The sequence below is a fragment of the Actinoplanes utahensis genome (assembly GCF_016862455.1).
Lineage (GTDB): Bacteria > Actinomycetota > Actinomycetes > Mycobacteriales > Micromonosporaceae > Actinoplanes > Actinoplanes utahensis.
The window spans coordinates 140,871-164,662 of record NZ_BOMZ01000078.1; the positions used below are offsets into that span (position 1 = coordinate 140,871).

The 23,792-nt window shown below is 72.1% G+C and carries 31 protein-coding genes and 1 pseudogene; 14 read left to right on the forward strand and 18 right to left on the reverse strand.

Annotated elements, in window-relative coordinates; genetic code table 11:
* The first annotated feature begins 42 nt into the window (after positions 1 to 42).
* From Aut01nite_RS26650 to Aut01nite_RS26660, 3 genes are all read left to right on the forward strand, one after another.
* Positions 43 to 798: a 3-keto-5-aminohexanoate cleavage protein gene (locus Aut01nite_RS26650; RefSeq protein ID WP_043527265.1), complete on the forward strand. Its 756-nt coding sequence runs from the start codon at positions 43 to 45 to the stop codon at positions 796 to 798.
* An 80-nt stretch (positions 799 to 878) separates the two neighbouring features.
* The gene (locus Aut01nite_RS26655) at positions 879 to 1,610 is read left to right on the forward strand and encodes a class I SAM-dependent methyltransferase (RefSeq protein WP_043527267.1); all 732 of its coding nucleotides are present in this window, start codon (positions 879 to 881) and stop codon (positions 1,608 to 1,610) included.
* 61 nt (positions 1,611 to 1,671) lie between these two features.
* Positions 1,672 to 1,827 (forward strand): hypothetical protein, encoded by a 156-nt coding sequence (locus Aut01nite_RS26660; RefSeq protein WP_161790671.1) that lies wholly within the window; start codon positions 1,672 to 1,674, stop codon positions 1,825 to 1,827.
* Between the two features lie 20 nt (positions 1,828 to 1,847).
* Here the strand turns inward: Aut01nite_RS26660 and Aut01nite_RS26665 are convergent, their stop codons facing one another.
* Positions 1,848 to 2,402, reverse strand: a complete 555-nt coding sequence (locus Aut01nite_RS26665) for a DM13 domain-containing protein (RefSeq protein WP_236642826.1) — start codon at positions 2,400 to 2,402, stop codon at positions 1,848 to 1,850.
* A 249-nt stretch (positions 2,403 to 2,651) separates the two neighbouring features.
* Here Aut01nite_RS26665 and Aut01nite_RS26670 point away from each other — a divergent pair, with 249 nt between their 5' ends.
* The 4 genes from Aut01nite_RS26670 (at position 2,652) to Aut01nite_RS26685 (ending at position 6,016) form a co-directional block, all read left to right on the forward strand.
* On the forward strand, positions 2,652 to 2,960 hold the full coding sequence (locus Aut01nite_RS26670; RefSeq protein WP_043527271.1) for an ArsR/SmtB family transcription factor: 309 nt from the start codon (positions 2,652 to 2,654) through the stop codon (positions 2,958 to 2,960).
* Between the two features lie 3 nt (positions 2,961 to 2,963).
* The gene (locus Aut01nite_RS26675; RefSeq protein ID WP_043527273.1) at positions 2,964 to 3,239 is read left to right on the forward strand and encodes a hypothetical protein; all 276 of its coding nucleotides are present in this window, start codon (positions 2,964 to 2,966) and stop codon (positions 3,237 to 3,239) included.
* Between the two features lie 4 nt (positions 3,240 to 3,243).
* Complete coding sequence (locus Aut01nite_RS26680) at positions 3,244 to 4,569, forward strand: serine hydrolase domain-containing protein (RefSeq protein WP_083999290.1); 1,326 nt, start codon at positions 3,244 to 3,246, stop codon at positions 4,567 to 4,569.
* Between the two features lie 337 nt (positions 4,570 to 4,906).
* Complete coding sequence (locus tag Aut01nite_RS26685) at positions 4,907 to 6,016, forward strand: EAL domain-containing protein (protein ID WP_161790672.1); 1,110 nt, start codon at positions 4,907 to 4,909, stop codon at positions 6,014 to 6,016.
* Here Aut01nite_RS26685 and Aut01nite_RS26690 read toward each other — a convergent pair.
* Positions 5,985 to 6,392: an alpha-L-rhamnosidase-related protein gene (locus tag Aut01nite_RS26690; RefSeq protein WP_043527275.1), complete on the reverse strand. Its 408-nt coding sequence runs from the start codon at positions 6,390 to 6,392 to the stop codon at positions 5,985 to 5,987. The two genes, Aut01nite_RS26685 and Aut01nite_RS26690, sit on opposite strands and share 32 nt — an antisense overlap.
* 182 nt (positions 6,393 to 6,574) lie before the next feature.
* On the opposite strand from Aut01nite_RS26690, the gene Aut01nite_RS26695 reads away from it, so the two are divergent.
* Positions 6,575 to 7,102, forward strand: a complete 528-nt coding sequence (locus Aut01nite_RS26695) for a GNAT family N-acetyltransferase (protein WP_043527353.1) — start codon at positions 6,575 to 6,577, stop codon at positions 7,100 to 7,102.
* A gap of 282 nt (positions 7,103 to 7,384) precedes the next feature.
* On the opposite strand, the gene Aut01nite_RS26700 is transcribed toward Aut01nite_RS26695, so the two are convergent.
* Positions 7,385 to 7,852: a MarR family winged helix-turn-helix transcriptional regulator gene (locus tag Aut01nite_RS26700; protein ID WP_043527277.1), complete on the reverse strand. Its 468-nt coding sequence runs from the start codon at positions 7,850 to 7,852 to the stop codon at positions 7,385 to 7,387.
* Between Aut01nite_RS26700 and Aut01nite_RS26705 the strand changes: the two genes are divergently transcribed.
* On the forward strand, positions 7,846 to 8,415 hold the full coding sequence (locus Aut01nite_RS26705; protein WP_204037695.1) for an ester cyclase: 570 nt from the start codon (positions 7,846 to 7,848) through the stop codon (positions 8,413 to 8,415). The genes Aut01nite_RS26700 and Aut01nite_RS26705 overlap by 7 nt on opposite strands.
* Here Aut01nite_RS26705 and Aut01nite_RS26710 read toward each other — a convergent pair.
* Positions 8,415 to 8,606, reverse strand: a pseudogene (locus Aut01nite_RS26710) (transposase); the annotation flags it as partial. The gene Aut01nite_RS26705 and the pseudogene Aut01nite_RS26710 sit on opposite strands and share 1 nt — an antisense overlap.
* Positions 8,607 to 8,682: 76 nt before the next feature.
* A complete protein-coding gene (locus Aut01nite_RS26715) occupies positions 8,683 to 9,579 on the reverse strand; it encodes an alpha/beta fold hydrolase (RefSeq protein WP_043527281.1) in 897 nt (298 codons plus the stop codon).
* A gap of 80 nt (positions 9,580 to 9,659) precedes the next feature.
* Between Aut01nite_RS26715 and Aut01nite_RS26720 the strand changes: the two genes are divergently transcribed.
* The gene (locus Aut01nite_RS26720) at positions 9,660 to 10,319 is read left to right on the forward strand and encodes a TetR/AcrR family transcriptional regulator (protein ID WP_043527282.1); all 660 of its coding nucleotides are present in this window, start codon (positions 9,660 to 9,662) and stop codon (positions 10,317 to 10,319) included.
* Positions 10,320 to 10,404: 85 nt separating this feature from the next.
* On the opposite strand, the gene Aut01nite_RS26725 is transcribed toward Aut01nite_RS26720, so the two are convergent.
* The 6 genes from Aut01nite_RS26725 to Aut01nite_RS26750 form a co-directional block, all read right to left on the reverse strand.
* Positions 10,405 to 11,643: an RNA polymerase sigma factor gene (locus Aut01nite_RS26725; protein WP_043527284.1), complete on the reverse strand. Its 1,239-nt coding sequence runs from the start codon at positions 11,641 to 11,643 to the stop codon at positions 10,405 to 10,407.
* 399 nt (positions 11,644 to 12,042) lie between these two features.
* Positions 12,043 to 12,483, reverse strand: a complete 441-nt coding sequence (locus Aut01nite_RS26730; protein ID WP_043527286.1) for a hypothetical protein — start codon at positions 12,481 to 12,483, stop codon at positions 12,043 to 12,045.
* A 198-nt stretch (positions 12,484 to 12,681) separates the two neighbouring features.
* Complete coding sequence (locus tag Aut01nite_RS26735; protein WP_201775549.1) at positions 12,682 to 12,948, reverse strand: AzlD domain-containing protein; 267 nt, start codon at positions 12,946 to 12,948, stop codon at positions 12,682 to 12,684.
* A 19-nt stretch (positions 12,949 to 12,967) separates the two neighbouring features.
* Positions 12,968 to 13,612, reverse strand: a complete 645-nt coding sequence (locus Aut01nite_RS26740; RefSeq protein WP_043527288.1) for an AzlC family ABC transporter permease — start codon at positions 13,610 to 13,612, stop codon at positions 12,968 to 12,970.
* Positions 13,613 to 13,823: 211 nt separating this feature from the next.
* Complete coding sequence (locus Aut01nite_RS26745) at positions 13,824 to 14,267, reverse strand: DUF4440 domain-containing protein (RefSeq protein ID WP_043527289.1); 444 nt, start codon at positions 14,265 to 14,267, stop codon at positions 13,824 to 13,826.
* 50 nt (positions 14,268 to 14,317) lie between these two features.
* On the reverse strand, positions 14,318 to 14,545 hold the full coding sequence (locus tag Aut01nite_RS26750; RefSeq protein ID WP_043527291.1) for a hypothetical protein: 228 nt from the start codon (positions 14,543 to 14,545) through the stop codon (positions 14,318 to 14,320).
* Positions 14,546 to 14,669: 124 nt separating this feature from the next.
* On the opposite strand from Aut01nite_RS26750, the gene Aut01nite_RS26755 reads away from it, so the two are divergent.
* Positions 14,670 to 15,026 (forward strand): YciI family protein, encoded by a 357-nt coding sequence (locus Aut01nite_RS26755; protein ID WP_043527293.1) that lies wholly within the window; start codon positions 14,670 to 14,672, stop codon positions 15,024 to 15,026.
* Between the two features lie 51 nt (positions 15,027 to 15,077).
* On the opposite strand, the gene Aut01nite_RS26760 is transcribed toward Aut01nite_RS26755, so the two are convergent.
* Together Aut01nite_RS26760 and Aut01nite_RS26765 are read right to left on the reverse strand one after the other, a co-directional pair.
* Entirely contained in the window at positions 15,078 to 15,542 is a 465-nt protein-coding gene (locus tag Aut01nite_RS26760; protein ID WP_201775550.1) for an SRPBCC family protein, read from the reverse strand.
* A 108-nt stretch (positions 15,543 to 15,650) separates the two neighbouring features.
* Positions 15,651 to 16,496, reverse strand: coding sequence for an SGNH/GDSL hydrolase family protein (locus Aut01nite_RS26765; RefSeq protein WP_083999294.1), 846 nt, complete (start codon positions 16,494 to 16,496; stop codon positions 15,651 to 15,653).
* Positions 16,497 to 16,541: 45 nt separating this feature from the next.
* Here Aut01nite_RS26765 and Aut01nite_RS26770 point away from each other — a divergent pair, with 45 nt between their 5' ends.
* Complete coding sequence (locus Aut01nite_RS26770; RefSeq protein ID WP_043527294.1) at positions 16,542 to 16,838, forward strand: helix-turn-helix domain-containing protein; 297 nt, start codon at positions 16,542 to 16,544, stop codon at positions 16,836 to 16,838.
* Positions 16,839 to 16,849: 11 nt separating this feature from the next.
* Here the strand turns inward: Aut01nite_RS26770 and Aut01nite_RS26775 are convergent, their stop codons facing one another.
* Both Aut01nite_RS26775 and Aut01nite_RS26780 read right to left on the reverse strand, forming a co-directional pair.
* A complete protein-coding gene (locus Aut01nite_RS26775; RefSeq protein WP_043527296.1) occupies positions 16,850 to 17,176 on the reverse strand; it encodes a hypothetical protein in 327 nt (108 codons plus the stop codon).
* Between the two features lie 76 nt (positions 17,177 to 17,252).
* Entirely contained in the window at positions 17,253 to 17,639 is a 387-nt protein-coding gene (locus Aut01nite_RS26780; RefSeq protein WP_173476703.1) for a VOC family protein, read from the reverse strand.
* 1,049 nt (positions 17,640 to 18,688) lie between these two features.
* Between Aut01nite_RS26780 and Aut01nite_RS26790 the strand changes: the two genes are divergently transcribed.
* Complete coding sequence (locus tag Aut01nite_RS26790; RefSeq protein WP_043527298.1) at positions 18,689 to 19,273, forward strand: TetR/AcrR family transcriptional regulator; 585 nt, start codon at positions 18,689 to 18,691, stop codon at positions 19,271 to 19,273.
* Here Aut01nite_RS26790 and Aut01nite_RS26795 read toward each other — a convergent pair.
* Positions 19,270 to 21,564 (reverse strand): glycoside hydrolase family 9 protein, encoded by a 2,295-nt coding sequence (locus tag Aut01nite_RS26795; protein ID WP_052163990.1) that lies wholly within the window; start codon positions 21,562 to 21,564, stop codon positions 19,270 to 19,272. The two genes, Aut01nite_RS26790 and Aut01nite_RS26795, sit on opposite strands and share 4 nt — an antisense overlap.
* A 54-nt stretch (positions 21,565 to 21,618) precedes the next feature.
* Positions 21,619 to 22,239, reverse strand: coding sequence for a hypothetical protein (locus Aut01nite_RS26800; RefSeq protein WP_043527301.1), 621 nt, complete (start codon positions 22,237 to 22,239; stop codon positions 21,619 to 21,621).
* Between the two features lie 52 nt (positions 22,240 to 22,291).
* Here Aut01nite_RS26800 and Aut01nite_RS26805 point away from each other — a divergent pair, with 52 nt between their 5' ends.
* Positions 22,292 to 22,750, forward strand: a complete 459-nt coding sequence (locus tag Aut01nite_RS26805; protein WP_043527303.1) for an SRPBCC family protein — start codon at positions 22,292 to 22,294, stop codon at positions 22,748 to 22,750.
* 38 nt (positions 22,751 to 22,788) lie between these two features.
* Here the strand turns inward: Aut01nite_RS26805 and Aut01nite_RS26810 are convergent, their stop codons facing one another.
* On the reverse strand, positions 22,789 to 23,724 hold the full coding sequence (locus tag Aut01nite_RS26810; RefSeq protein WP_043527305.1) for an NADP-dependent oxidoreductase: 936 nt from the start codon (positions 23,722 to 23,724) through the stop codon (positions 22,789 to 22,791).
* Between the last annotated feature and the right edge of the window lie 68 nt (positions 23,725 to 23,792).

Sequence of the window (23,792 nt, forward strand, 5' to 3'; positions counted from 1 at the left end):
GGTTCGTCCCGTTAGGCTGAAGCCGCCGGCGGGAGGGGGATCGTGCGATCGCCGATCGAACGGATCAAAGCATGCCTCAACGGCGGGCGGCGTCCCGGCGAGCACCCGGCGGTGCCCGTCACGCCCGCCGAACTGGCTGTCCAGGCGGCCGGTGCGGTGGCCGCCGGCGCCGAGGCGCTGCACCTGCATCCCCGCGATCACACCGGTGCGGAAACCCTGCACGCCGACGACGTGGGCGCGGCCGTGGCCGCCGTGCGCCGGTCCTGCCCGGGCGTGCCGGTCGGAGTGACGACCGGCCTCTGGATCAGCGACGACGTCGCCGGCCGGCCGGCGACGGTGGCCCGCTGGGCCGGCCTGCCACCGGCGGCCCGGCCCGACTTCGCCTCGGTCAACGTGGGCGAGCCGGGCTTCACCGACCTCACCGGCCTGCTGCACCGGGCGGGCATCGAGGTGGAGGCCGGGGTGTGGTCGGTCGCCGACGCCCGGACGCTGGCCGGCATGACGTCCGCCGGCCCGGACCGCATCCTGGTGGAGATCGTCGACGGCACGGCGGAGACCGCCGTCGCCACCGCCGACGCCGTCCTCACCTGCCTGGACGAACACCGGGTCCCCGGCCCGCGTCTGCTGCACGGCGAGAACGCGACGTGCTGGCCGCTGATCACCCATGCCGGCCGTCGCGGTCTGCCCACCCGCATCGGCCTGGAGGACACCCTCACCGGCCCGGACGGCGAACCCGTCCCCGACAACGCCGCCCTGGTCCGGGCGGCGCTGGAGATCTGGACCGCTGGGCACGGATGACGGGCCGCGGCATGATCCGGTGATGTGAGGTGATCCATTCCGCTCTTGCGGGGCGGCGTCGCCGCCGGTTGGCTCAGGGCATGGCGCTCATTCCGTACGGCAGAGCCGAGGCCGCCGCGTTCGAGCAGACCCGTCATCTGCGGGATGAGGACCTGGCCGGCTGGCGCGCGGCGATCAGCCGCTACTTCCACCCGCGGCCGGGGATGCGTCTGCTCGACCTGGGTTGTGGCACCGGCAGTTGGACACGGGCGTTCCGCGACTGGTGGCCGGAACTCGACGTCGTCGCGGTGGATCCCTCCGCGGCGATGCGCGAGCGCGCGGTGATCCAGCCGGTCCTGCCGGGCGCCGCCGACGACATCCCCGCCGCGGACGCGAGCCTCGACGGGATCTGGATCTCCACCGTCATCCATCACATCGCCGACCTGCAGGCGGCGGCCAGGGAGATCCGGCGGGTGCTGAAACCGGGCGCCCCGGTGCTGATCCGGTCCGCGTTCGCCGGCCGGCACGAGGCCATCAGCCTGTTCCACTGGTTCCCGGAAGCCGTCGAGGTGCTCGATCGCTATCCGAGCATCGCCGGTGTCGAGGCCGCGTTCGCCACCGCCGGTTTCACCACCGCGGGCTGCGAACCCGTTCCCCAGGTCACCGCCGCCTCGCTGGCCGAGGCCGCCGCCGGGCTCCGCCGCGAGGCGCACACTCCGCTGCGGCTGATCAGCGACGAGGCGTACGCGGCAGGCGTCGCCAGGTTGAACGAGGCCGCCCGTACACAGTCCGGCGCGGTCGTGGACGCCCTCGATCTGCTGGTGCTGCGGTGAGCCGTACCCGGCCGGCAGCGGTCACCGGCGCCGGCCGGGTGCTGCGGTGGGAGGGGCGTGCATGACGGGATTCGACACGGCGGCGGAACTGCGGGCCGGGCTCGGTGACGCGCCGGGAACGCGGGAGTTCCTCCGCCGGTTCGCACGTGCCGCCCAGACCGAGAACGATCTGGCCGCGGTGGACGCCGCCATCCCTGACGCACAATGGAGCACCTGACCGCAGCGTCCACGGCGGGCTCAGGCGGTGAGGGCGGCGGCGCCGAAGGAGACCGCGAAGCGGGCGCACCAGATGCTGACGCTGGGGAAGGCGGCCGGGTCGACGCCGGCCGGGATCTTGTAGACCTGGTCGCCGTGGTTGCCCTTCAGCTTGCCGAGCTCGCGGTACGCGCCGTCGTCGAACACCTTCCAGCCGGCGGTTCCGGAGCGGACCGGCTGGTCGGACAGCCACACCCGCAGGTCGGGGCCGTCGCTGGTGTCCAAGCCGACCAGTTCGAGCTGGTGGCTGCCGTCGGGGTTGCGGACGATTCGGGCCTTGCCGGTGGTGTCGTGTTCGTGGGTGATGAAGGAGCCTTGCGACACCACGGTGGCCATCGCCGGGGGCGTGGCCGGCGACGACGGTGAACCGGGCGGCGCCGCAGGCACAGCGGACGGTGGTGTGGACGGGACCGCGGCCAGGGTCTCCGTGACGGTCGTGTCGGTGAACAGGCGCCAGGGCTGGAACCAGTACAGCGCTCCGGCGCCGGCCAGGCCGAGCACCCCGACGATGATCCAGATGAGAGGTCTGCGGGTCACGGTGTCCAGTCAACCGGCGGGCGGCCGGCGGGGACAGACGGCGGGCGCTTACGAAGTGCTTACGGCGTACGGACCGGGCCCTCTGGCGGGCGATCGTGTGCGCCTTGGTTGTTCGGGTGCGCCTCCGGTCGGCACCGTCTGACCGGCCGGGCCGTCCGATGGCATTGACACGTGATGATGGGGCTGTCATGGTTTCCTGACAGGGGGCGTCATGGAAAACTGACACCCTCGTGGAGAGGACGGTTCCGGATGAGTGACGGCGACGACCTGGTCGCGCTGCTGGCCGCGCTGGCCAGCCCGCATCGGCTGCGGATCCTCGCCGCCCTGGCGGCGGGCCGGACCTATGTCAGCGAGCTCGCCCGCCGTCTCGGCATGAACCGGCCGCTGCTCTACATGCACCTGCAGAGACTCGAGGCGGCCGGCCTGGTGACCGGCGAGCTGGTGACGGCGCCGGACGGCAGCTCGGTGAAGTACGTGGAGGCCGTCCCGTTCGCCCTCGCCCTCGACCTGGACGCGATCACCCGGGCCGCGCAGACCCTGACCGACAAGGAGAGATAGACGATGACCGAGCAGCTGGCGCTGGACATGGCGCAGACGTCGACGATCGCGGTGGCGGTGATCGGGCTGGCGGTGATCCTGGTCGCCGGTCTCGTCGGCACCGCCTTCTTCCGTGCCCGGGACGCGGCCGTCCGCGAGGAGGGCTACCGGGAGCTGGCCGAGCGGAGCGCCGACAGCGCCCGGGCCGCGGCGGATCAGCTCAGCGGCGTGCGGACCGAGCTCGGCGAGGTCCGGGAGCGGCTGGCCGCCCTGGAGAAGCTGCTCAGCCAGATCGGCTGACACGATGCGAGCGACGCGAGTGCTGAGCGGGATCCTGGCCGCGGTCACCGTGGCGGTGACGGCCGCCGGCCCGGCCGCCGCCGACGGGTCGACGGCGGGCGAGAGTTACCTGCGCACCTACATGGAGCAGATCAAGAGCCCAGGCCTGGCGTACGCGGTGATCCGCGGAGACGCCGTGATCGAGCGCGGCGCCTGGGGCCGTGACGGCGACGGGCGGCCGATGACGACGCGGACGCCGTTCCTGCTCGGTTCGACGAGCAAGTCGTTCACCGCCCTCGCCGTGGCCCAGCTGGCCGAGGGCGGCAGGGTCGATCTGGACGCGGCGGCGTCGCGGTACCTGCCGTGGCTGCGACTCGACGACGCGGTCACCGTGCGGCGGCTGCTCAACCACACCAGCGGGCTGCCGCAGGTGTGGAGCACCGGCTTGACCGACCGCTACGACGACGAGCCCGGCGGCCTGACGCGTTCGGTGCGGGATCTGGCCGGTGTGCGGCCGGTCGCCGCGCCCGGGCAGGCCTACGAGTACAGCGACGCCAACTACATGATCCTCGGCGCGATCGTGGAGAGCGTCACCGGCGACACCTTCGGCGCCTACCTGCGCGGTCATGTCCTCGGCCCGCTCGGCATGACACACGCGGCCGCCACCGCCGGCGAGGCCCGCGCTGCCGGGGTTCCACCCGGTCACCGCTACTACCTCGGCCGGCCGCAACGTTTCGAGGCGCCGTTCGACACGGCCGGGGTTCCGTACGGGTTCCTCGCCGCCAGCCTCGACGACCTCACCCACTATGCGATCGCGCAGCTCAACGACGGCCGTTACGGCAGCGCCCGGATCCTCGGCCCGGACGCGATGCGGCAGATGCACACCGGTGCCGTGGCGACCGGGCACGGCACCTACGGCTTCGGCTGGCAGAACAGCACCCTCGACGGCACCGGCCGCCGCATCGTCTGGCACGCCGGCGCCACCCCGGACTATTTCCCCCACATCGTGCTCGTGCCCGACTCCGACCTGGCCGTGATCATCATGGCGAACGTCTACGGCCTGCCGATGGACCCGGTGCTCAGCGCCGGAGCGTTCAACCTGGCCCGGATCCTGCACGGCGCCGCCCCGGCGGCCGCGGCCGCGGCCCCGATGCACGTCCAGGCGCTCGCGGGCCTCCTCGGCATCGCGGCGATCCTGCTGATCGTGCTGTCCCGGTCGGTGTTCCGGTTACTGCGCGGCGCTCCCCGGAAGGCGCGCTCGCGTGGCCGTACCATCGCGGCTCTCGCCACTTGGATCACCGGATGCGCCGCGCTCGCCGCCTGCGCCGCCTGGCTGGTCCCCAGCTTCTGAAAGGGCGCCGGCCTGGCCAAGCTCACACTGTGGGCGCCCGATGTCGGCCACGCCATCGTCGCCGTGGTCGTCCTGTCGGCAGCACTCGCCCTGACCCGGATCGCGCTGCTCGTGCCGTTCCGAGCCGTCCGTGCCGTTTCGCCGGCGGAACCGTCACGATCAGCAGCAGGATGAGGCACCCGGCGGTGCTGGGCTCATCCGATGTCCGCACACCTGGCGCGACGGGGACCCATCGGCGTACGACCCGCGGCCGGCGTCGCGTCGAACGCCCGCCGGGCTTGACCGCGCGAGCTTTCAGCCGATGGGAAGGTCAGTCCCTTTCCGAGGAGTCCGGATCATGCCTGCTCAGGTGAGCGCTCTGACGATCGACGAGGTTGTGGCACGGCGGCTGGTCAGGTCGCGCTATCAGCCGATCGTCAATCTGTCCACCCGTACCGTCGTGGGGGTCGAGGCCCTGGCCCGTGGCCCGGCCGGGACGGAGCTGGAGTTCCCGGACCGGCTGTTCGCGGCGGCCCGGTCGGCGGGGCGGCTCGGTGAGCTGGACATGCTCTGCTTCGAACGGGCGCTGGAGGGCGCGATCGCGGCGCCTGTCGTCCTGCCGCTGCTGTTCGCGAACGGGGAACCGGAGGTGATGGGCCAGCCGCTGTCTCCGCGGCTGCTCGAGCTGCTGGCCTCCGGGCCGGCGTTCCGGTCGATCCTGGAGTACACCGAACGGGCGCTGCCCGCCGTGCCGGGGAGCCTGCTGCGGCTCACCGCCACGATCCAGGTCAACGGTAACGGGATCGCGCTCGACGACGTCGGGGTGGACCCGATGTCGCTGGCCTTCCTGCCGATCCTCGAACCCGAGGTGATCAAGCTGGACATGAGCCTGATCCGCGATCCGGACGCCGAGCACACTCGGGCGGTGACCGCGGCCGTGCGGGCGGAGGCGCGGCGTACCGGCGCGATCGTGATCGCCGAGGGCATCGAGACCGAGGAGGACCTGCACACCGCCGGACGGCTCGGGGCGCGGTGGGGGCAGGGCTGGCTGTTCGGGCGGCCCGGTCAGATCGGCCGCGACTTCGATGCGGAGGCGGCACGGGCGCTGCGCAAGCCGCGGCCCGGTTTCCACCGGCCTGCCGGGACCCCGTTCGAGATCGCCGCCCGGCATCGGTCGCCGGCCGCGGCGACCGAGGACGCCGTCGCGGGGGCCCTGGACCGGCTGCGGGACATCGCCGGTGCCGCGGAGATCGCGGTGTCGGTGGCCTCGCAGCCGGACGTCGCCCGGCCGGTCCGGGCGACGTCCACGATCGTGCTGGACGAGGGGCTGCCCGGCGAGTACGCGATCGCGGTGGTCGGCCCCGGCTACGGCCACGCCGTGTGCGTGCGAGCGGCCGAGATGGTCGTCGTGGACGATCTGCCGACCGCCGCCGCCGTCAGCCGGGCTCTCCTGCACCGGTCCGCATGACGGTGTGGCCGGGACCGGCCGTGTCCCGGACGAGGGCGACGAGGCGGTCGGCGATCTCGGCGCGGCGTTCGGCCGGGACCAGGCCGAAGGCGAGGGCGCGGACACGGTTCGCCTGGGTGCGCATGCCGGTGTCGAGGAACCCGGTCCGCCAGGCGTCGCGGATCCGCACGGCGATCTCGGCGTACGGCGTTCCCGCGATCCCCCGTTCGCCGGCGATCGTGGCGAGGGTGCTGACCGACCGGTACAGGTAGGCGGTGCCGACCTCGCCCTTGTCGGCCGTGAACCAGGCGATCGGGTCCCCGGCCGGGCCCGGTTCGCCGGGCTCGCACCATTCGCCCCAGTGGAACGACCCGTCCCACAGGACGTCCCTGCTCACCGCCCTGCCCCGCTGACCTCACCCCACCCGGGACACCAGCCTCGTCCGGTCGGCCGGGCTCCCGTGGATCCTGTCCGGCAGGTCTCACGGCTGTCTCGACGCGGCCGTGAGACCTGCAGGACGCCGCGCCGACTGAGGACGAAACGGGTTGCGGGAGGCCGGGTGGTGTGGTGATCTCGGGCGTGCTGAGACTGATCGATCCGACGGTGGAGTTGCGTCAGGCGTGGCTGGCGTCGCGCGACGAGTGGGGTGCCGGCGTCCACCAGCCCGGAAGCGGCCTGCGTTCCGGTGACGACGTCGACTCGCCGGCCGGATTCGCGGCCTGGCTGGAGCGGCTGCGCCGGGAAGGCGACGAGAGCCTGCCGCCGGTGCCGGGCCTGGTGCACGCCCGGTACTGGTGGATCGCCGACGCGGACGACACCGTTCTGGGCGCGATCACGCTGCGGTACGCCCTCGACGACTTCCTGCTGGAGGCCGCCGGCCACATCGGCTACGGGGTCCGCCGGTCGGCGCGCGGCCGTGGCGTCGCGACGTGGGCGCTCGGCGAGGTGCTGGCCGTCGCCCGGCGACGGCACCTCGACACCGTCCTCATTACCTGCGAGAGCGAGAACACCGGCTCGGTACGGGTGATCGAGAGGCACGGCGGGATCCTCGAGGACGTACGCGAGACCGCGCTCGGTCTGACCCGCCGCTACTGGATCACGCTGTAGTGCTCAGTTCGCCGTTCAACCTCCGGCCGTGCTCCCGTGCCGCGCCACCACAGCGACGAGCAACGAGTCGCTCGTCACGCGGGAGCCGTCCGGTCGGCACTTGCGGTGTCGAGCAAAGGCCCGGTCAGCTCGAGTGATTCGGCACCGTCAGGAGACCATGCGCCATGCAGAAGGGCTGCGGCGTAATTTCCTAGTGCCCACCCCGTTCCAGGGTGGCCACCGCCTCACATCGCCCCATCCGTGCACGTCGGGTCCACCGTCGATCTGATGCCGTCGCGGGGGCTATTTCGTGTGCAGCCCCTCTGTTTGCTGACTGCCGACTTCGGTGGTGAGCCGCAGGTAGCGCTCGATCACGGCGAGTTCCTCGTCGGTGAAGCCTTCGAGCGCTTGTGCGAAGGCGCTGCCGGGCACACGCCATGCCGCCTCCAGTTCCGCGTCGCGCTGTGTGGTCAGCGAGACCCGTGCTTTCCTGCGGTCCTGCGGGTCCGGTCTTCTTTCGACGAGGTTGGCCCGCTCCAGCCGATCAACCAGCCGGGTCGCTGATCCCGAGGTCAGACCGGTCAACTTCGCGATCTTGCCGGTGGTGAGCGGTTCCGGTTCGAGGGCGAGCAGGCTTACGCACTGCACGTCCGTCGGGTGCAGGCCCAGCCGGTCGGCGAGTGCCTGGTTGAACAGCGTGTAGGCGGCATGATGCCGCCGGGCGGCGGCGGTGACGGCCGACAGTAGTTCGGCGCGATTTTCGGTTGACACCCTTCGACCTCCTCCCTAGAAATTATCTGCGTCACGCAGATAATGCGCGGCGCAGACATCTGCTTCGTCGACAGGAGATCATTGTGAACACCTCGTCCGATGTCCAGATCCGCGACCTGTACGGCCGCTGGGCCGAGATGTGGCGCGGCGACTTCAGTCATGCCGACGAGATCCTCGACCCTGACTTCGTCGTCCACCAGGCGCGGCCGGACGGCACCGACTCCACCGCGACGACCGGTCCCGCACGGCTGCTTCCCGAGATCGAGCAGACCATGGCAGCGTTCGGCGACATCACCATCACCGTCGACGTCGGACCCATCGTCGAGGAAGACCTGATCTCCGCACGGTGGACCATGCACGCCACGTTCGCGGGGGGACTTCCGCAGGCGACCGCGCCGATCGGCACCAGGATCGCCTTCAGCGGCCATGACATCCTGCGCGTGTCCGGCGGCAGATTCGTCGAGTACTGGACCTGCACCGATGTCCTGGACGGCCTTACTCAACTCGGGGCGATCGCCGGTCCCAACGGGCCGGCCGCCGGCCCTGACCCGATCTTGACGTAGCGGCCATAGGTGTGGCAGAACGAGCGCTGCGGACTGCAGTCACCGTCCGGGCGCAGCCACGGCGAGACATCCACCGCGAGGACCAGGCGGCCGTCCGCCGCCCGCGGCGACGGTAAGCCGGCCGGCTGCCGGCGCAGCGATTCGACGTCGATGCGGCCGTGGTTGAGCGCGTCGTGCATGGCGCCGTGGCCACTGCCTGCCACGACGGAGGCGGCACCGTCGGCCCCTCGGCGCCGTCCGGCGAGGCCTTGAATTGCTCGTACGCGTTCATCGGCCTGTGGCATGGGCGCGGATCTCGTTGACCACGGTGGGCCAGATCTCCCGGGGCAGGTCGTGACCGGTGCCGGGAAGTTCGACGTAGCGGGCGCCCGGCACCGACGCGGCGATGCGGCGGCCGGCGGCGGGGCGGCCCAGCGGGTCCTTCTCCCCGTGCAGCACCAGGGTGGGCACGCGCATCTCGCGCAGGCGCGGACCGTGCCAGGAGGCACCGACCTGCCGGGCCTGGGCACGGCTGTCGCGGACCCCGCTGGGCAGCCCGGCGTCGAGTTCGCGCTCCACCCGGAGGCGGGCGTCCTTCTCGTCGAACGGGTAGCCGGGTGAGGCGATCGCCCGCAACAGGTCCAGGCCGGCTGCCACGTCGCCGTCGCGGCCGGCGGGGTGGCGCATGCGTGCCAGGCGGGCCAGGAACGGCAGGCGCACGTAGCGCAGGACGGCGGCGCCACGGACGTCGCTGGGTATGGCGGCGAACGAGGTCACGGTGTGCACCCGGTCCGGGTGGCGCAGAGCGGTGCGCTGAGCGACCAGGCCGCCCTGGGAGACGCCGAAGAGGTGGGCGCGCTGCCAGCCGAGCGCGTCGAGCACGGCGACGGTGTCGTCGGCCATGTCCTCGGCGGTGTAGGCGGGCGGTCGCCGGCGCAACAACGCGGACAGCGGGTTGCCGACCGGGACGTCGTCGAAGTGGGTGGAGCCGCCGGCGTCGCGGCCGTCGAACGAGGCTACGTGGAAGCCGGCTTCGATCAGCGCGGTGACCAGGCCGTCGGGCCAATGGAAGCGGGAGACGCCGAGCCCCGTGATGAGTAGCAGCGGGTCACCGCCGGCGCTGCCGAGGTCATCGACGGCGAGATGCACGTCGCCGTTGCGTGCGGTGTAGGGAATTCTGGTCATCGCCGCCTCGCTTGTTCGGGAACGCTGTTCGCGAACAACGTAGTCGGAACGGTAGAGTGGGCGCAATCGAGAGGGGTGACATGGAGGCGGTGCCGGTATGGCTTCGGGAACGGCGTACGGGAGTGGGCCGGCCTGCCGAGCGGTCCCGAGCGGAGGTGACCGCTGCGGCGATCGCGCTGGCCGACCGCGAGGGTCTGGCCGCGGTCTCGATGCGCCGCGTCGCCGCCGAGTTGGGCACCGGCGCGGCGTCGCTGTATCGCTATGTCGACAGCCGGGACGACCTGCTCGACCTGATGAGCGATGAGGTGGCGGCCGGATATGAGTTGCCGGCACCGGAAGGTCCCTGGCTGCCGGGCCTGCTGGAGGTGTGTCGGCAGGGACGCGAGCTGATGCTGCGGCACGGCTGGCTGCCGGAGCTGGTGCTGACCCGCTCGGCACTCGGCCCACACGGCACCGACCTGCTGGAACACACGCTGGCGGTCCTCGCCGGGCACCCCGCGGACGTGGGCCGCAAGTTGGAGACCTTCGCGGTGATGAACACGCTCACTGCTGCCTTCGCCCTCAACGAGCTCAACGGTGACTCCGGTGCTTGCCGGAGGCAGGGCGCATACCTGGCACACGCGATCACGGCCGGCCGACACCCCCACCTGGCGGCGGCGCTGACCAGCGCTCCGCTGGTGCCGGCGCCACGCTTCGAGGACACAGTGTCGCGAGTCCTCGTCGGCCTGCTGGGGCAGTGACCAGCCGGCGGCACGCAGGACACCCGTCGTCGCGCCGAACAGCACCGACAAGTCGGCCCCGAGGCGCGAGTTCAGACCCCGTCGGCTACCCGTGGCCGGGGCTTTCCCGGACCTCCCGCAGTCGCCGGGCGAGGAAGTCCCGTTCCACGTCGTTGCCGGTCAGCGCGATGGCCTCGGTGTACGCGACAGCGGCTTCCGCTCGCCGGCCGAGGCGGCGCAGGAAGTCGGCGCGGGCGGCGCTCAGATATCCGTAGGTGGCCAGGGCCGGCTCGCCGAGCAACGGCTCCAGCGCCGCCAGCCCCGCCTCCGGGCCGTCCCGCATGCCGATCGCCGCGGCCCGGTTCAACGCGACCACCGGCGATCCCGGCCACATCCGCCGCAACGCCGTGTACAGGCCGACGATCTCGTCCCAGTCCGTCGCCTCCCAGGCCGGGGCCTCGGCGTGCACGGCGGCGATGGCGGCCTCCACCGCGTACCGGCTCGGCGCCCGCCGCAACGCCTCCGACAACAGCGCCACCCCCTCGGCGATCATCGCGGCGTCCCAGCGGGACCGGTCCTGCTCGGACAGCAGCAGCATCCGCCCGTCCGGGCCCACCCGGCCCGCCGCCCGCGCCTGGTTCAGCAGCAGCAACGCTAGCAGCGCGCCGGTCTCCGGGTCGGTCGGCATCAGCAGCCGCAGCAGCCGGGCCAGATCGACCGCGCAGGCCGCCAGATCACGGCGCATCAGCTCGGGGCCGTCCGGGGCGGTGTGCCCGGTCGTGAAGATCAGGTGCACCACCTGCAGGACCGCGCCGACCCGCTCGCCGAGCTGCTCCGCCGACGGCACCCGATAGGGGATCCGCGCCGTCTCGATCTTCCGCTTCGCCCGGGTGACACGGGCCGCCATCGTCGCCTTCGGCACCAGCAGCGCCCGCGCCACCTCACCGGTGGACAACCCGCAGACCAGCCGCAAGGTCAGCGCCACCTGGGTCTCCCTGCCGAGCGCCGGATGACAGCAGGTGAAGATCAGCCGCAGCCGGTCGTCGGCGCCCTCGTCCGGTCCCGGCGTCGTCTCGCCGTCCACCAGCAGCGGCAGCCTGCGGCGCAGCCCGGTCTCCCGGCGCAGCACGTCCAGGGCCCGGTTGCGGGCTACCCGGGTCAGCCAGGCGCCCGGCCGGTCCGGCACACCGGCCTCCGGCCAGACCCGGAGCGCCTGCTCGTACGCCTCCTGCGTGCACTCCTCCGCCAGATCCAGATCCCGGGTGAACCGCGCGGTCGTCGCCAGCACCAGCGCCCACTCCCGCCGGTGCGCCTCTGCCACCGCTGCCGCGACCGTCTCATCCACCGCCCGTACCTCCCCGTCGTTTATCCCACGACGAACGGCGACCAGCCCCGATCGACAACCGGCGTCAGCCGTGCACGATCCACCGGGCGTGTGGTTGGAACTCGCCGAGACGGATGGTGAGCCGGGCGGGGCGGGCGTGTTCCGGAATCGTGAAGGTGAGCACGAAGCCCGATCCGGTGCCGGGACGATCGTGGCCGGAGGGCGCCCTCGTCGGCCCGTACCGCCGGGAAATACTGCCCGCCGTCGTCGGTGCCCAGCCTCGCGAAGCGTCCGTCAGCGGGCCGCGCCATCGTCGGGCCGGCGGGAACCTGAGGTGCGGGCACGGTGGCCATCACCTCATGGGACGAGACGAACGCGGGTCCTGCAGGATGGTCCGTCCCGGATGCGGGAGACCGGGCGTCAGCGGCGGCCGGTGGCCAGCGCGACCAGGAACTGCCCGCCACCCGGTTCGACGCTGGTGGTCACCGGGAGGCCGGGCACCAGCCGGGAGAACCGGTCGGCCAGCCAGTCCGCCGCCTCCTGGGCGTCCCGGCGGCTCGGGCAGCGGCCCACCAGCTCCCGGCCGCCCTTGCGTTCGAGGCGTTCGGCGACGGTGATCAGCGGGGCGGGTTCGATCACGTTCAGCCGGTCCGGCCAGGCGATCACCACTTTGACCGCGCCCTTGCGGGAGTTGCAGGCCCGGTGGGCGAGCCGTTCGGCGAGCCGGGCCTTCCGGTCGGCGGTGCGGCTGTCGACGCTGGGGCCACGCGGATCGTTGACCGACATGCCGGCGTCGACCGGTTCGTCGCACACCCAGCAGCGCCAGCCGTCGCGTTCGGCGACTTCTTCAAGAGAGCTCATCAGCGACGACTCTATTAGCCCCGGCCGTGCCTCCTCCCGCCGGCATCGGCCTCGGCGGGCTGCTCGGGAGCCCAGGACATGCCGCGAGTCGATGCGGTTGTCGCTACGCCTGTGGCCTCGATCCGGCGCGACGGGACCACCCGGACGGTCAGGGGGTTCAGGTCAGCGCGCGGCTTGCGGCTGCGATCACGACCCCGATCAGTACGGCCAGAAGCACCGGGGCCCGCAGCAGCCGGGAGCGACCACGACACCGGCCAGCGCGGCGACGACCGTCACGTCGACGGCGCTCCAGCGGCGGCCCAGCACCTCGGTCACCACCAGCGCGGCGAGCAGCGCGGGAGCCAGCAGACCGATCACGCCGCGGCTCCACGACGGCAGTTCCCGGTCACCGAGCAGCGCCGGCCCCGCGGCCTTGAGCAGGAAGCTTCCCGCCGCCACCACGAGGATCACCAGCCAGATCGTCATCCCGGCACTCTTCCCATCGTCATTCCGGCACTGTGGTGGAGCGGAGACCGACCAGGGCGCCGGCGGTGGCGCCGACCAGGGCGATGCCGGCCGGGACCCACCACAGCAGACCCGCCGCGACGGCGGCGCCGAGAGCGGCGGCGATCAGTGGGAGCCGGCCCTCCCGGAGTTCGTCCAGTAGCAGGGCCAGGAAGAACGCTGGGAAGACCACGTCCAGGCCGAGTGTCTCGACCAGTTCGGGGGAGGGGGCGCCGAACACCCCGACGACGGTTCCGGCCACCCATGCGGGCCACTGCACGATCGTCGCGCCGAACATCCGCCACCTGTCGAAACGGCCCCCGCCCAGATGCGCGGCCACCCACGAGCCGTCGACCACGGCCTGCCCCTGCAACGCCCGGCGGAACCGGCCGCCGGACAGGCTCGGCCCGACCGCCAGCCCCATCGGCAGGAAACGCCCGTTGATCAGCAACGCCGCCGCGACGGCCGGTCCCGCCGCGCCACCGGAGGCGAGCGCCGTCATCAACGCGAACTGCGCCGAGCCGGAGAAGATCAGCACCGAGGCGACGATCGCGGCGAGCGCACTCCAGCCCTGCTCACGGGCGCTCGCCCCGAACGTCACGGCCAGCACGAAGCCGGCCGTGGCCAGCCCCACCCCGACCCGCATGCCTGCGAGGAAACTGTCCCGCCGCCCGTCCACGCCCACCCCCGGCAGCCGTCTTACCCGGTCGGCGGCCACCGGACACCGCCGGTCGACGGGGCCGGCGGTTCACCCGTACCGCCGCGGTCGTCGTCGGGCGGCCGCAAGCGGTGATCGCCGCCTGAACCGCCGCCGGGCCGCGCGCCTACCCCGCCGGGGTCGGCGCGCGACCGCCGGCTCAGGCGGCCTGGTACTGCAGCAGCATGTCGCCCCAGCCGGCCTGGATCATGTGGGTGAATCGCCATTCGCCGCCGACCTTGGCCATCACGTCGGCGTAGCGCATGTGGTGGGTCCCGTCCTCCCCGGTCACCGTCGAGTCGGTGATCACGACGGCGAGGTCGCTGTCGAGGAAGAACGGCCGGCGCTCGTTGTCGATCTTCGCGGTGGACCCGTTCATGCTCATGCTCTGCACGAACGTGTCCCGGTCCCACTCCTGGGTCACGCACTCGCCGCGGGAGTCGTTGGTGGTCACCGTCAGCGGGAACCGGGCCACGTCGGCCATCGCGCCGGTGTCGTTGCGGCGGGCGTACTCGTCGTACCGGTCGAACCAGTCCAGCAGCGTCCGGGTCTCCTCCGGTGTGGGCGTGAACGGGGTGGTGGTGAACGGGCTCTGTTCGGTCAAGGCAACCTCCCGATAGAAACTCCGTACATTATACCGAGTTTCTGAGCGGCCTACCGCCCCCGGTTGCGAGGATGGTTGCGGGCGGTCCGCTCATTGCCGTGCCGGTAGTTCCCGGTGACCCGCGCCATCAGCTCCTGCGGATCCCCGTTGTCCACGTCGACCAGGAACCGGGCAGCCGCGGCGCCACGCAGCACGCTGGCGGAACGACCATGATGCAGAACTTCGACGTCCCCGTTCTTGCGGAGACGATAGGTGAAACCTTCAGGTACGCCAGACATCGCCGTATCCTCATCGCCCGCGCGGCCCGGCGTCACCTGATTATCGCGGCTGTCGATTCGGGGTGCGTGCCGATCGTCGTACGGTTGAGGCCCACTTCCGGGCCGTGATCTGGAGGGAGACGACGTGGCGAAGTACATGCTGTTGCTCTATGGCGACCCGGCGCGGTGGGAGGCGATGACCGCGGAGGAGCAGGCGGCGCACATGGCGGCGCACGAGGCGTTCAGCAAGGCCGCGGGGGAGCGGATCCTCGGTGGGGAGGAGCTGGAGTTGCCGCAGACCGCGACGACTCTGCGGGGGGCTGCGGGCGGGGAGCCGCTGACCACGGACGGGCCGTTCCTGGAGACCAAGGAGTCGCTCGGCGGGTTCTACGTGATCGAGGCGGCGGATCTGGACGAGGCGATCGCGCTGGCGTCGCTGCTGCCGGAGGCGCGGGCGTCGCACAGCGGCGTGGAGATCCGGCCGGCGGTGTTCCACGGGTGAGCAGGACGGCCGGACCGCGGCGGGCATGCCCGCCGCGGTCCGGCCGTGCGATCAGGCGCCGGGGCGGGCGATGTCGCCGCGCCACGAGCCGGTCTCGCCACCGCGGTTCTCGATGAACTCCTTGAACCGCTTGGCGTCGGCCTTCACCTGGAAACTGTCGGCGCCGATGACGCTGCCGACCTTCTCGGCGATACCCTCGGGCTCCCAGTCCAGCTGGATGGTCACCCGGGTCTCCGCGTCGGCGAGGCGGTGGAACGTGACGACGCCGGCGTGCTTGGTGTCGCCGCCGGTGCTGCGCCACGCGACCCGCTCGTCCGGGTGCTGCTCGGTGATCTCCGCGTCGAACTCACGGGTCTGCCCCGCCACCTTGGTCACCCAGTGGGTACGGGTGTCATTGATCTGCGTGATCGACTCGACGCCGTCCATGAACTTCGGGAAGTCCTCGAACTGGGTCCACTGGTTGTAGGCCGTGCTGATCGGCACGTTGACGTCCACGGACTCGGTCACGGTGCTCACGATCTTCTCCTTCGTTCCGGGTGACCCTGACCTACCCGGCCCGCAGCGCCCCAAACAAGTTGCGTCGATTCGCGCGTCGAAGAATACGGCGGCCCGTCGGCCGTCCGGCTATCGCGCGGCGTCGGCGACAGCGCGACCGAAGGCGGCCATGCCCCTGGCGTTGGGGTGCAGCGGCGCGGCGGGGCTGACCGGGACGAGCCCTTCCACGTATCGCTGCGCGGCCGGGGCGCAGGTGTCGTGGCCGACGCTGACCGCGGCGAGATCGACGTAGGTGGCCCCGTGCTCCCGGGCCTTCCGCTGGATGGCCGTGTTGAGGCCGGCCACCAGCGACTGAAGGTAGTCGCCGTCCCGGGCCCAGATCGGCTGGGCCGGGAAACAGCCACCCGGCCGGATGTACGTCGGATACCCCGTGACGACCAGCTTCGCCCGCGGCGCCCGCCGGTGGATCTCGTCGAGGGTCGAGCCCAGCGCGGAGGCGAACGCGTCGATCCTCGCCCTGGCCGGGTTCCCCTGTTGCTGCTGCCGGTCGGCGCACGAGGCGCCGAAGGGCTCGCGCAGCAGGTTGATGCAGCCCAGCGCGAGGGACACCAGTTCACTGTCGTTGCCGCCGACGGTCAGGGTCACCAGGTCGGTCGTGGTCCGCAGCGCGTCGAGCTGCGGCGCGATGATCCCGTACTGGCGGGCGGAGAGGTCGGGCACCTTCGCCGCCGAGCACGTCACGTCGGTCAGCCGTGCACCGAGGAGGCCGGCCACGACGGCCGGGTAGTTCTGACTGCGCGATCGCAGGCAGAGCAGGTTCCCGTCCTGCCCGCCGACCAGCGGGCCGGCGGCAGCCGAGTCACCGAGCGCGACGTAGTGGACCGTGTCGGCCGCAGCGGCCACTCCGCTGCCGAGGAGCAACACGGTGGCCGTGGCGAACACGGCGGCGATCCGGCTGAGTGGGCGTAGGCGCATGGCGGCTCCCTCGACGAGTATTACCAGCGTGTTACCGGCCCATTCATGATGGATTCCAAGTCAGGAGGTCCGGCCTGGCAAGGGGACCTGGTTCCGACACTGCGCCTCTACCTCGAGGCGGACCTGAACCGGCGCAAGGTCGCCACCCAGCTCCACGTCCACCCCAACACGGTCGACTACCGGATCCGGCGTGTCGCCGTCCTGACCGGCCTGGACACCACCGCACATCGCGACCTTCTGACGCTCAGCGCGGCGCTGGCGGCACACGACGCGGCGACCGCCACTCCGCACCGGGACGGAGCGGGTGTTCCTGAACAGGCGCCCACCGTCCCGCAGCTGTGACCGGCGATCGGTCAGGCGACTCGCGGAATGCCGATCGCCGGAAGCGCCGAGCGGGAGACGTCGCCGGTCTGATCCGGTGACGGCGACGGTGCGGGAAGACCGGCCGGCTCCGGCTGCGGGACGGCCCCGGCCGGCGGCTCGATCCGGGACAGCAGGTCGGCCAGGCGGCCCACCTCGTCCGCGGGCAGCTGGAAGGAGCCGCGGCACAGCGCGTCCGCCCACAGGGAGATCACCACCACCTGGCGGTTCTCGTGGTAGCTGACCCGCATCGTTCGACCACCGCCGCGTACGTCGCTGAACACGTCACCGACCGTCGGCATCGGATAGACCTCGCCCATTCCCGCAGTCTCTCCCGAACGCGCCCGTCAGTAAAGATCGTGGCGCCGATGAGCGCGGCGTGCCGGGGGCTGACCGTCAGTCGACGCAGAACTCGTTGCCCTCGATGTCCTGCATCGGGATGCACGACTCGTTCACGCCGTCGGCGTACAGCACCTGCACGCGTTTCGCGCCGAGCGCCTCGAGGCGTTCCGCTTCGGCCAGCAGCGCGGCCAGCCGCTCGTCGCCGACGAGACCGGTGCCCACCCGTACGTCCAGATGCACCCGGTTCTTCGCGACCCGGCCCTCGGGCACCTTCTGGAAGTAGAGCCGCGGCCCCTCCCCGGACGGGTCCACGCAGGCCGCCCACGTGCCCTGGTTCTCGGCCGGCTGCTTGACATAGCCCAGGACCTCGGCCCAGAAACGGGCGACCCGGTCGGGGTCCGCGCAGTCGAAGGTCACCTGGAACCTCCTGATCGACGCCATGCCGTCACCCTGACCACGTGCGGCGCCGTAGGCCGCGAGGGCGTGGAAGGCGGCCTTCGGCGTCCATGAGCCGTCCGGCAGCACCCGCACGATGCCGCGCGCGGCCAGGTCGAAGTCGCGGTCCGGGTCGTCGGTGGTGGGCAGGTGCCGGTTGGCGAACGTGTAGACGAACGCCGCCTCCACCCCGCCCGCCTCGTAGTCGCGCAGCAGATCCACCAGGTAGCGGGCCTGCTCCTGCTCGTCGCGTTCCAGACCGGCGGTGAGGGTCGCGGCGCGGCCGTGGTCGTCGAACGTCACCGGCTCCCGGCCGCCGGCGACGTCGGCCGCGCCGCGGAAGGTGCAGCAGCCGAACTCGGTCGCCGCGTACGGCTTGCCCTGCGCGACCGCCGCCGCCAGGCTCTGCGGGAAGGTCGCCGCGTTGCTCGCGTCCCGGTATCCGGCGTCGCTGGCGATGATGTCGAACAGCGACCAGTCCACGTCCTCGAAGGGCAGCGACGCGTACCCGATCGGCCCGCCGAACCGCTTGCGCACCTCGGGCGCCACGTCGGCGAAGAACGCGCGCACCGCCGCCCGCGCGGCCGTGAAGGTCTCCCTGATCCGTAGCGGATCGCTGATCGCCGCCAGCCTCTCGGTCAGGTCGCGGCCGGGCAGGAACCCGTCGGTGAACAGAGAGATCTCCGACCCGGCGAGGTAGACGACCGAGGCTCCGGAACGCCGCAGCCGCTCGGCCCGCTCGGCGCCGTCGAGCAGGAAGCTCCGGAGCCGATCCTGGTCGAGCTCGTTGGTGAACGGGCAATACCAGACTTCGAGGCCCTCCTCGGCGGCGATGCGGGCGGCCGTCTCGAGCCGGTCCTGGACGCCGCCGCTGATCCGCACCGCGTCGCAGTGCAGTTCCTGCCGGATGACGCGCAGGTCGCGCCGCACGGTCTCCGGATCGAACGGCTCGTGGGTGGTCGATCCGGCGCTGACGAAGCCGGTGTCGTAGTTCATGCCGAAGACGCGCATCAACGAAACCCCTCTCTTAAGGTACGGCGTGTACCCTATGAGACGTGACGACGAGGCGCCGTGGCAAGGACCTGGAGGACGCGATCCTGTCGGCGGCCGCCGAGGAGCTGCGCGAGTCCGGATATCCGGGGATGACCATGGACCGGGTCGCCGCCCGTGCCGGCACGAACAAGAACGCCATCTACCGCCGCTGGCCGCACCGGGCCGCCCTGGGCATCGCGGCCTACCGGCATCTCGCCGACGCCGCGATGCCCGACCCGGACACCGGCACCCTGCGCGGCGACGCCCTGGAGATGCTGCGGCGGGCCAACGAGACCTGGTCGTCGCCGTTCGGCGCGATCCTGCGCGGCCTGCTCGCCGCCGCGGCCGACGACCCGGAGCTGCTCACCCTGATGCGGGAGCGGTCCGGCGCGGACACCATGGACCGCGCCTGGCTGGCCATGATCCAGCGGGCGGTGGCGCGGGGCGAGGCGCCGGGGGAGGCCGCGCACCCGCGGGTCGCGGCCACCCCGATGACGCTGCTGCGCGGGGAGTACGCGACCCGCGGCATCCCGTCGGTTCCGGACGAGATCCTGGTCGAGATCGTCGACGAGGTCTTCCTGCCGCTGGTCCGCGGCCGGGCGGGTTAGCCGGCGGCGCAGGCCGTGCCGTTGAGGGTGAAGGTGGACGGCGCCGGGTTGGCGCCGGTGTGCGTGCCGTTGAAGCCGAAGCTGACCGTCGCGCCCGCGGGCAGGCCCGGGTTCCAGGCGGCGTTCCGTGCCGTCACCTGGCTGCCCGACTGGCTGACCTCGGCGGACCAGGCTTGCGACACCTTCTGACCGGCCGCGTACGGGAACGTCAGCGTCCACCCGCTCGCCGCCACCGGCCCGTTCGTGACCGTCACGGTCGCGGTGAATCCGGAACCCCAGTCGCTGGTGGTGTACGCGACCCGGCACCCGGCCGGCGGCGGCGGGGTCACCGACACCGACGGGGACGGCGACGGCGAGTCGGACGGCGACGGCGACGGCGAGGGTGACGTGCCGTCCGGCACCGCGCCCCACACCAGCGTGGTCCCGTCGAACAGCGGCACGCGGGCGTTCGGCCCGGCCGCCGCCTGGTAGGACGGGTCGTTCGCCGGGTTCCACACACCACCCTCTCCGACACCGATCTTGAGCTGGACCTCCATCCGGTGCGCCGACTGCCCGGCCGGGGCGATGGTGTGGCCGGAGCAGTCCACCTCGACGTACCAGACGTCGCCGGAGTGCTGCCGCGCCGACGTGGGCCCGGGGCAGCCCTGCGTGTACGGCGAACCGACCTGCACCGGTGTGGCGTCGTCGCGGGTGAAGTAGTACCGGAACCTCCCGGCGGTCAGCGCGCGGGCCGGGAACGCGGACTTGTTGTAGACGACCACCTTCACCCCGGTCGACCGGGTCTCGTTCTGCATGACCGTCGTCTCGACCGACAGCTCCGGGATGTCCGGCTTCTCCGCCACCGGGAAGCCGGCCTGCGGCGCCCCGCCGTACTCGCCGTACAGCCGGGCCAGCGCCGACGTGAACCCGGCGTTGTAGTCGGTGGCCACCTCGTTCATCACGTAGTCGCCACGGCTGTCGCTGTACTTGTCGTCCGGCGCCGACGGGCCGCCGACGAGCGCGCCGTACAGCACGTGCCGGGTCTCGGCCGGCACCTGCTGGCTGTCCCACCAGGAGCCGTGGGCCGTACGGTGGTGGGGGTTCTTCGGCGAGTCCGCGCCGAACCCGATCACGTAGCTGGCGTTGCGCGGGTTGTCGCCGAGGGCGTAGTCGATCTGCCGGACCGCGAAGTCGTGGTAACGCTGCTTCCGGGTGGCGTCGCTGAGATGGTCGCTGTGCACCAGGGCGACGAACGCGGTGTTGGCGGCGTACCGCAGCGCGCCCCACGAGTCGACGACCACCATGCCGCCCGGCGAGGTGCGCACCTTCTCGCCGGCGACGCCGACGGTGAACCAGTCCAGCCACCGGTTCGCGTCGTCGAGGTACTTCTGCTTGCCGGTCAGCCGGGCCAGCAGCACGTAGTTGCCGTACTGCTTGTTGTCCCAGGAGATCGTCCACTTGTACATCTTGGTGCTGGTCTGGTTCTCGTTGCCCTGCGCGTCGTAGCCCGCCTCGGCCTTCGCCAGATAGGCGGCGTCACCGGTGGCCCGGTGCAGCCAGATCGCCCCCCACACCAGCTCGTCGGCGTACCCGCTCCACGACCGGTAGAACGACGTCGCGTCGGTGATGCACTCGTGATAGTTGCGGCGCACCCGGTCGGCGAACGAGTAGAGCTGCTCGGCGTGGCCGACCAGCTCGTCCGCGTACGCCGGGTCGGTCGGGCGGAAGACCAGAGAGCTCGCGGCCATCGCGGCGGCGGTCTCCGCGGCGAGTTCGCTTCCCCCGCAGGTGGCATCGATCTTGTACGCCGGGCGCGCCATCGGCATCACCTCGGCCGGCCCCCACCACTTGTGGTCGTCGTCGCCCTTGCCGACCTGCCCGTACAGCACGTCTGGCGCCGGGTGCGCCTTGATGAAGTAGTCGTTGGGTACCCGCAGGTTGTCGAGCAGGTGGGTCAACTGCCCGGAGTCCGCGTACGCCTGCCGGTTCTCCACCGCGCCCCACGCCAGCATCGTGGTGGTGAACGCCATCGGCAGGCCGAACTTGACGTGGTCGCCGGCGTCGTACCAGCCGCCGGTCAGGTCGAGACCCACGTCCGCGCCGTCGGTCATCGCCGAGTCGCCGCGCCAGGAGACCCGGTTCCAGTCCGGCTTCTTCCCGGACACCTGGGCCTCGTAGAACAGCAGCGACTTCTGCAGCGCCGCACCGTAACCGCGGTCCGGCGCGGCGGCCGCCCCGGACGATGCGGCGACCCCGAGCAGGCCGGCCCCCAGCAGGGCGGCCGTCACGGCACCGGCGAACTTCTTCAACATGGCGACCACCTCGTGAGACAGTGACCGTCATCGTTGCATGGGAGCGCTCCCAGTTCAATGGTGTTGCGGACGTGTTACTTCCACGGTGGTGGTGATCCGGACGAGGGCGGGGGAGCGGGGCGCCGAACCGAACCCGAACCGCACCGGCGGATGCACGTCGGCGAGCGGGCCCAGGTCCAGCCCGTCCAGGGTGGCGGCGGCGGTGGTGATCACGTGCAGGTCCTGGACGGCGTACCACTCGCGCCTGCCGTTGCCGGCGCTGCCGTACGTGCGGACGCCGCGCAGCAGACGGGCCGGCCGGTCGATCAGCCGCACCCACCACAGCCGCCGAGCCAGCGTCGGCGGGACCGCTCTCAGCAGCCGGCCGAGCAGGCCGCGGCCGCCGGTGGTGAACCGCAGTGTGAGCGGCCCGGCGGTCACCGTCCACGCCGACGCCGTGCGTTCCACGGTGACGGGCTCCACCCGTACCTCGTCGAAGGTGTAGGTCTTCGCGACGAAGTCGGCGAGCTCGGCGGTCTCGGCCAGCAGCAGCCGATGGCCGTCCGGAAGCTCCACCATCACGTCGGTGACCGGCCCCAGCGGGGAGCGGGGCCAGTGACCGACGACGAGACGGGTGCCGCCCGCCGTGCCGAGCCCGGCGATCCACCCGTCGAAACGCAGACGCACATGATCCATTCCGGTGTCATACCCGGGAGTCGGCGCCGGTCCACCTGGGTACCGTGACGGCATGGCCCGGTTCACCGTCACCCGCGATCTGCGCGCAAGCGCCACCGACACCTGGAACATGCTCGTCGACTGGCCGCGGCACGGTGACTGGGTGCCGCTGACCACGGTGCGCGTGCTCGGCGGCCGGCCGGACGGGGTCGGCGCCCGGTTCGTCGCCCGCACCGGGCTGGGACCGCTGGGGTTCGACGATCCGATGGAGATCGTCGTGTGGGAGCCGCCGTCCGGTGACCGGCCCGGCCGGTGCGAGATCACCAAGCACGGGCGGGTGGTGCACGGGCGCGCCTGGTTCTCGGTGGCCGCGCTGCCGGGCGGCCGGAGCCGGGTGACGTGGGTCGAGGACGTGACGGTGTCCCCCCGCCGGATCACCCGGTTTCTCGGGCCGGTGGTGACGCTGATCGGGCGGGCCGGGTTCACGGCCACCCTGCGCGGGCTGGCCCGCGACCTGGAGCGGGCGGCCTGATCACGCCTCGCCCGCGACGTCGAGAGGGCGAGGCGTGATCAGGCGCCGGTGATGAGCACGATCTTGCCGGTGGCCCGGCCGGTCTCGCTCAGCTCGTGCGCCTTCGTGGCGTCGGCGAGGGGGAACTCCGCCTCGACCAGCACCCGCAGCCGGCCGGCCCGCACCAGGTCGGCCAGCGCGAGCAGGCCGGACCGGTCCGGTTCGACGAGCAGGAACCCGGCCCGCACCCCCAGCTCCTCGGCCTGCGGCGCCAGCCGTTGCTCGGCCGGGGAGTTGATCGACACCAGAACGCCGCCCCGGCGCAGGGTGCGCAGACTGCGCGGCCCGTTCTCGCCACCGATCGGGTCGAGGACCACGTCGACCGGTTCGATCGCCTCGGCGACGTCCACCGCGGTGTAGTCGATCACCTCGTCCGCGCCCAGGTCGCGCAGCAGGTCGTGCTTGCCGGCGCGAGCGGTGCCGATCACGTACGCGCCCAGGTTCTTGGCGATCTGCACCGCGAGGTGCCCGACCCCGCCGGCCGCCGCGTGGACGAGGACCCGCTGGCCGGGCCGCACCCGGGCGCGGTCCACCAGGGCCTGCCAGGCGGTGAGCCCGGCGAGCGGGAGACCCGCCGCGTGTACGTGATCGATGTCGCCGGGTTTGGCGGCGAAGTGCCGTGACGGCGCCGTCACGTAGTCGGCGTAGGCGCCCGCCTGCCGGGGGAACCACGGCATCCCGAACACCTCGTCACCCGGGCCGAACAGGGTCACCCCGGTGCCGACCTCCTCGACGACGCCGGAGACGTCCCAGCCGAGGATGAACGGCGGCTGCCCGAGGAAGCCGCCGAACTGCCGCGATTTGACGTCCACCGGATTGAGCCCGGCGGCGTGCACCCGCACCAGGATCTCGGTGGGCCCGGGCGACGGCCGGTCCACTGTCGTCGCGGTGAGCACCTCGGGTCCACCGAGCGTCTCCTGCGTGATCGCGCGCATCTCGTACGGTCCTCTCGTGATCTCTCCGGCTGGTCGTCAGTGCTGTCTCACGCGGGTCGAGACAGCAC

Coding starts and splice junctions, on each gene's coding strand:
- Aut01nite_RS26720 (WP_043527282.1), top strand. CDS start 9,660: ATGGAGGCGGTGCCGGTATGGCTTCGGGAACGGCGTACGGGAGTGGGC.
- Aut01nite_RS26795 (WP_052163990.1), bottom strand. CDS start 21,564: ATGTTGAAGAAGTTCGCCGGTGCCGTGACGGCCGCCCTGCTGGGGGCC.
- Aut01nite_RS26750 (WP_043527291.1), bottom strand. CDS start 14,545: ATGTCTGGCGTACCTGAAGGTTTCACCTATCGTCTCCGCAAGAACGGG.
- Aut01nite_RS26770 (WP_043527294.1), top strand. CDS start 16,542: ATGATGGATTCCAAGTCAGGAGGTCCGGCCTGGCAAGGGGACCTGGTT.
- Aut01nite_RS26805 (WP_043527303.1), top strand. CDS start 22,292: ATGGCCCGGTTCACCGTCACCCGCGATCTGCGCGCAAGCGCCACCGAC.
- Aut01nite_RS26740 (WP_043527288.1), bottom strand. CDS start 13,612: ATGCGGGTCGGGGTGGGGCTGGCCACGGCCGGCTTCGTGCTGGCCGTG.
- Aut01nite_RS26680 (WP_083999290.1), top strand. CDS start 3,244: ATGCGAGCGACGCGAGTGCTGAGCGGGATCCTGGCCGCGGTCACCGTG.
- Aut01nite_RS26765 (WP_083999294.1), bottom strand. CDS start 16,496: ATGCGCCTACGCCCACTCAGCCGGATCGCCGCCGTGTTCGCCACGGCC.
- Aut01nite_RS26675 (WP_043527273.1), top strand. CDS start 2,964: ATGACCGAGCAGCTGGCGCTGGACATGGCGCAGACGTCGACGATCGCG.
- Aut01nite_RS26735 (WP_201775549.1), bottom strand. CDS start 12,948: ATGACGATCTGGCTGGTGATCCTCGTGGTGGCGGCGGGAAGCTTCCTG.
- Aut01nite_RS26670 (WP_043527271.1), top strand. CDS start 2,652: ATGAGTGACGGCGACGACCTGGTCGCGCTGCTGGCCGCGCTGGCCAGC.
- Aut01nite_RS26730 (WP_043527286.1), bottom strand. CDS start 12,483: ATGAGCTCTCTTGAAGAAGTCGCCGAACGCGACGGCTGGCGCTGCTGG.
- Aut01nite_RS26810 (WP_043527305.1), bottom strand. CDS start 23,724: ATGCGCGCGATCACGCAGGAGACGCTCGGTGGACCCGAGGTGCTCACC.
- Aut01nite_RS26655 (WP_043527267.1), top strand. CDS start 879: ATGGCGCTCATTCCGTACGGCAGAGCCGAGGCCGCCGCGTTCGAGCAG.
- Aut01nite_RS26715 (WP_043527281.1), bottom strand. CDS start 9,579: ATGACCAGAATTCCCTACACCGCACGCAACGGCGACGTGCATCTCGCC.
- Aut01nite_RS26660 (WP_161790671.1), top strand. CDS start 1,672: ATGACGGGATTCGACACGGCGGCGGAACTGCGGGCCGGGCTCGGTGAC.
- Aut01nite_RS26775 (WP_043527296.1), bottom strand. CDS start 17,176: ATGGGCGAGGTCTATCCGATGCCGACGGTCGGTGACGTGTTCAGCGAC.
- Aut01nite_RS26780 (WP_173476703.1), bottom strand. CDS start 17,639: ATGGCGTCGATCAGGAGGTTCCAGGTGACCTTCGACTGCGCGGACCCC.
- Aut01nite_RS26685 (WP_161790672.1), top strand. CDS start 4,907: ATGCCTGCTCAGGTGAGCGCTCTGACGATCGACGAGGTTGTGGCACGG.
- Aut01nite_RS26800 (WP_043527301.1), bottom strand. CDS start 22,239: ATGGATCATGTGCGTCTGCGTTTCGACGGGTGGATCGCCGGGCTCGGC.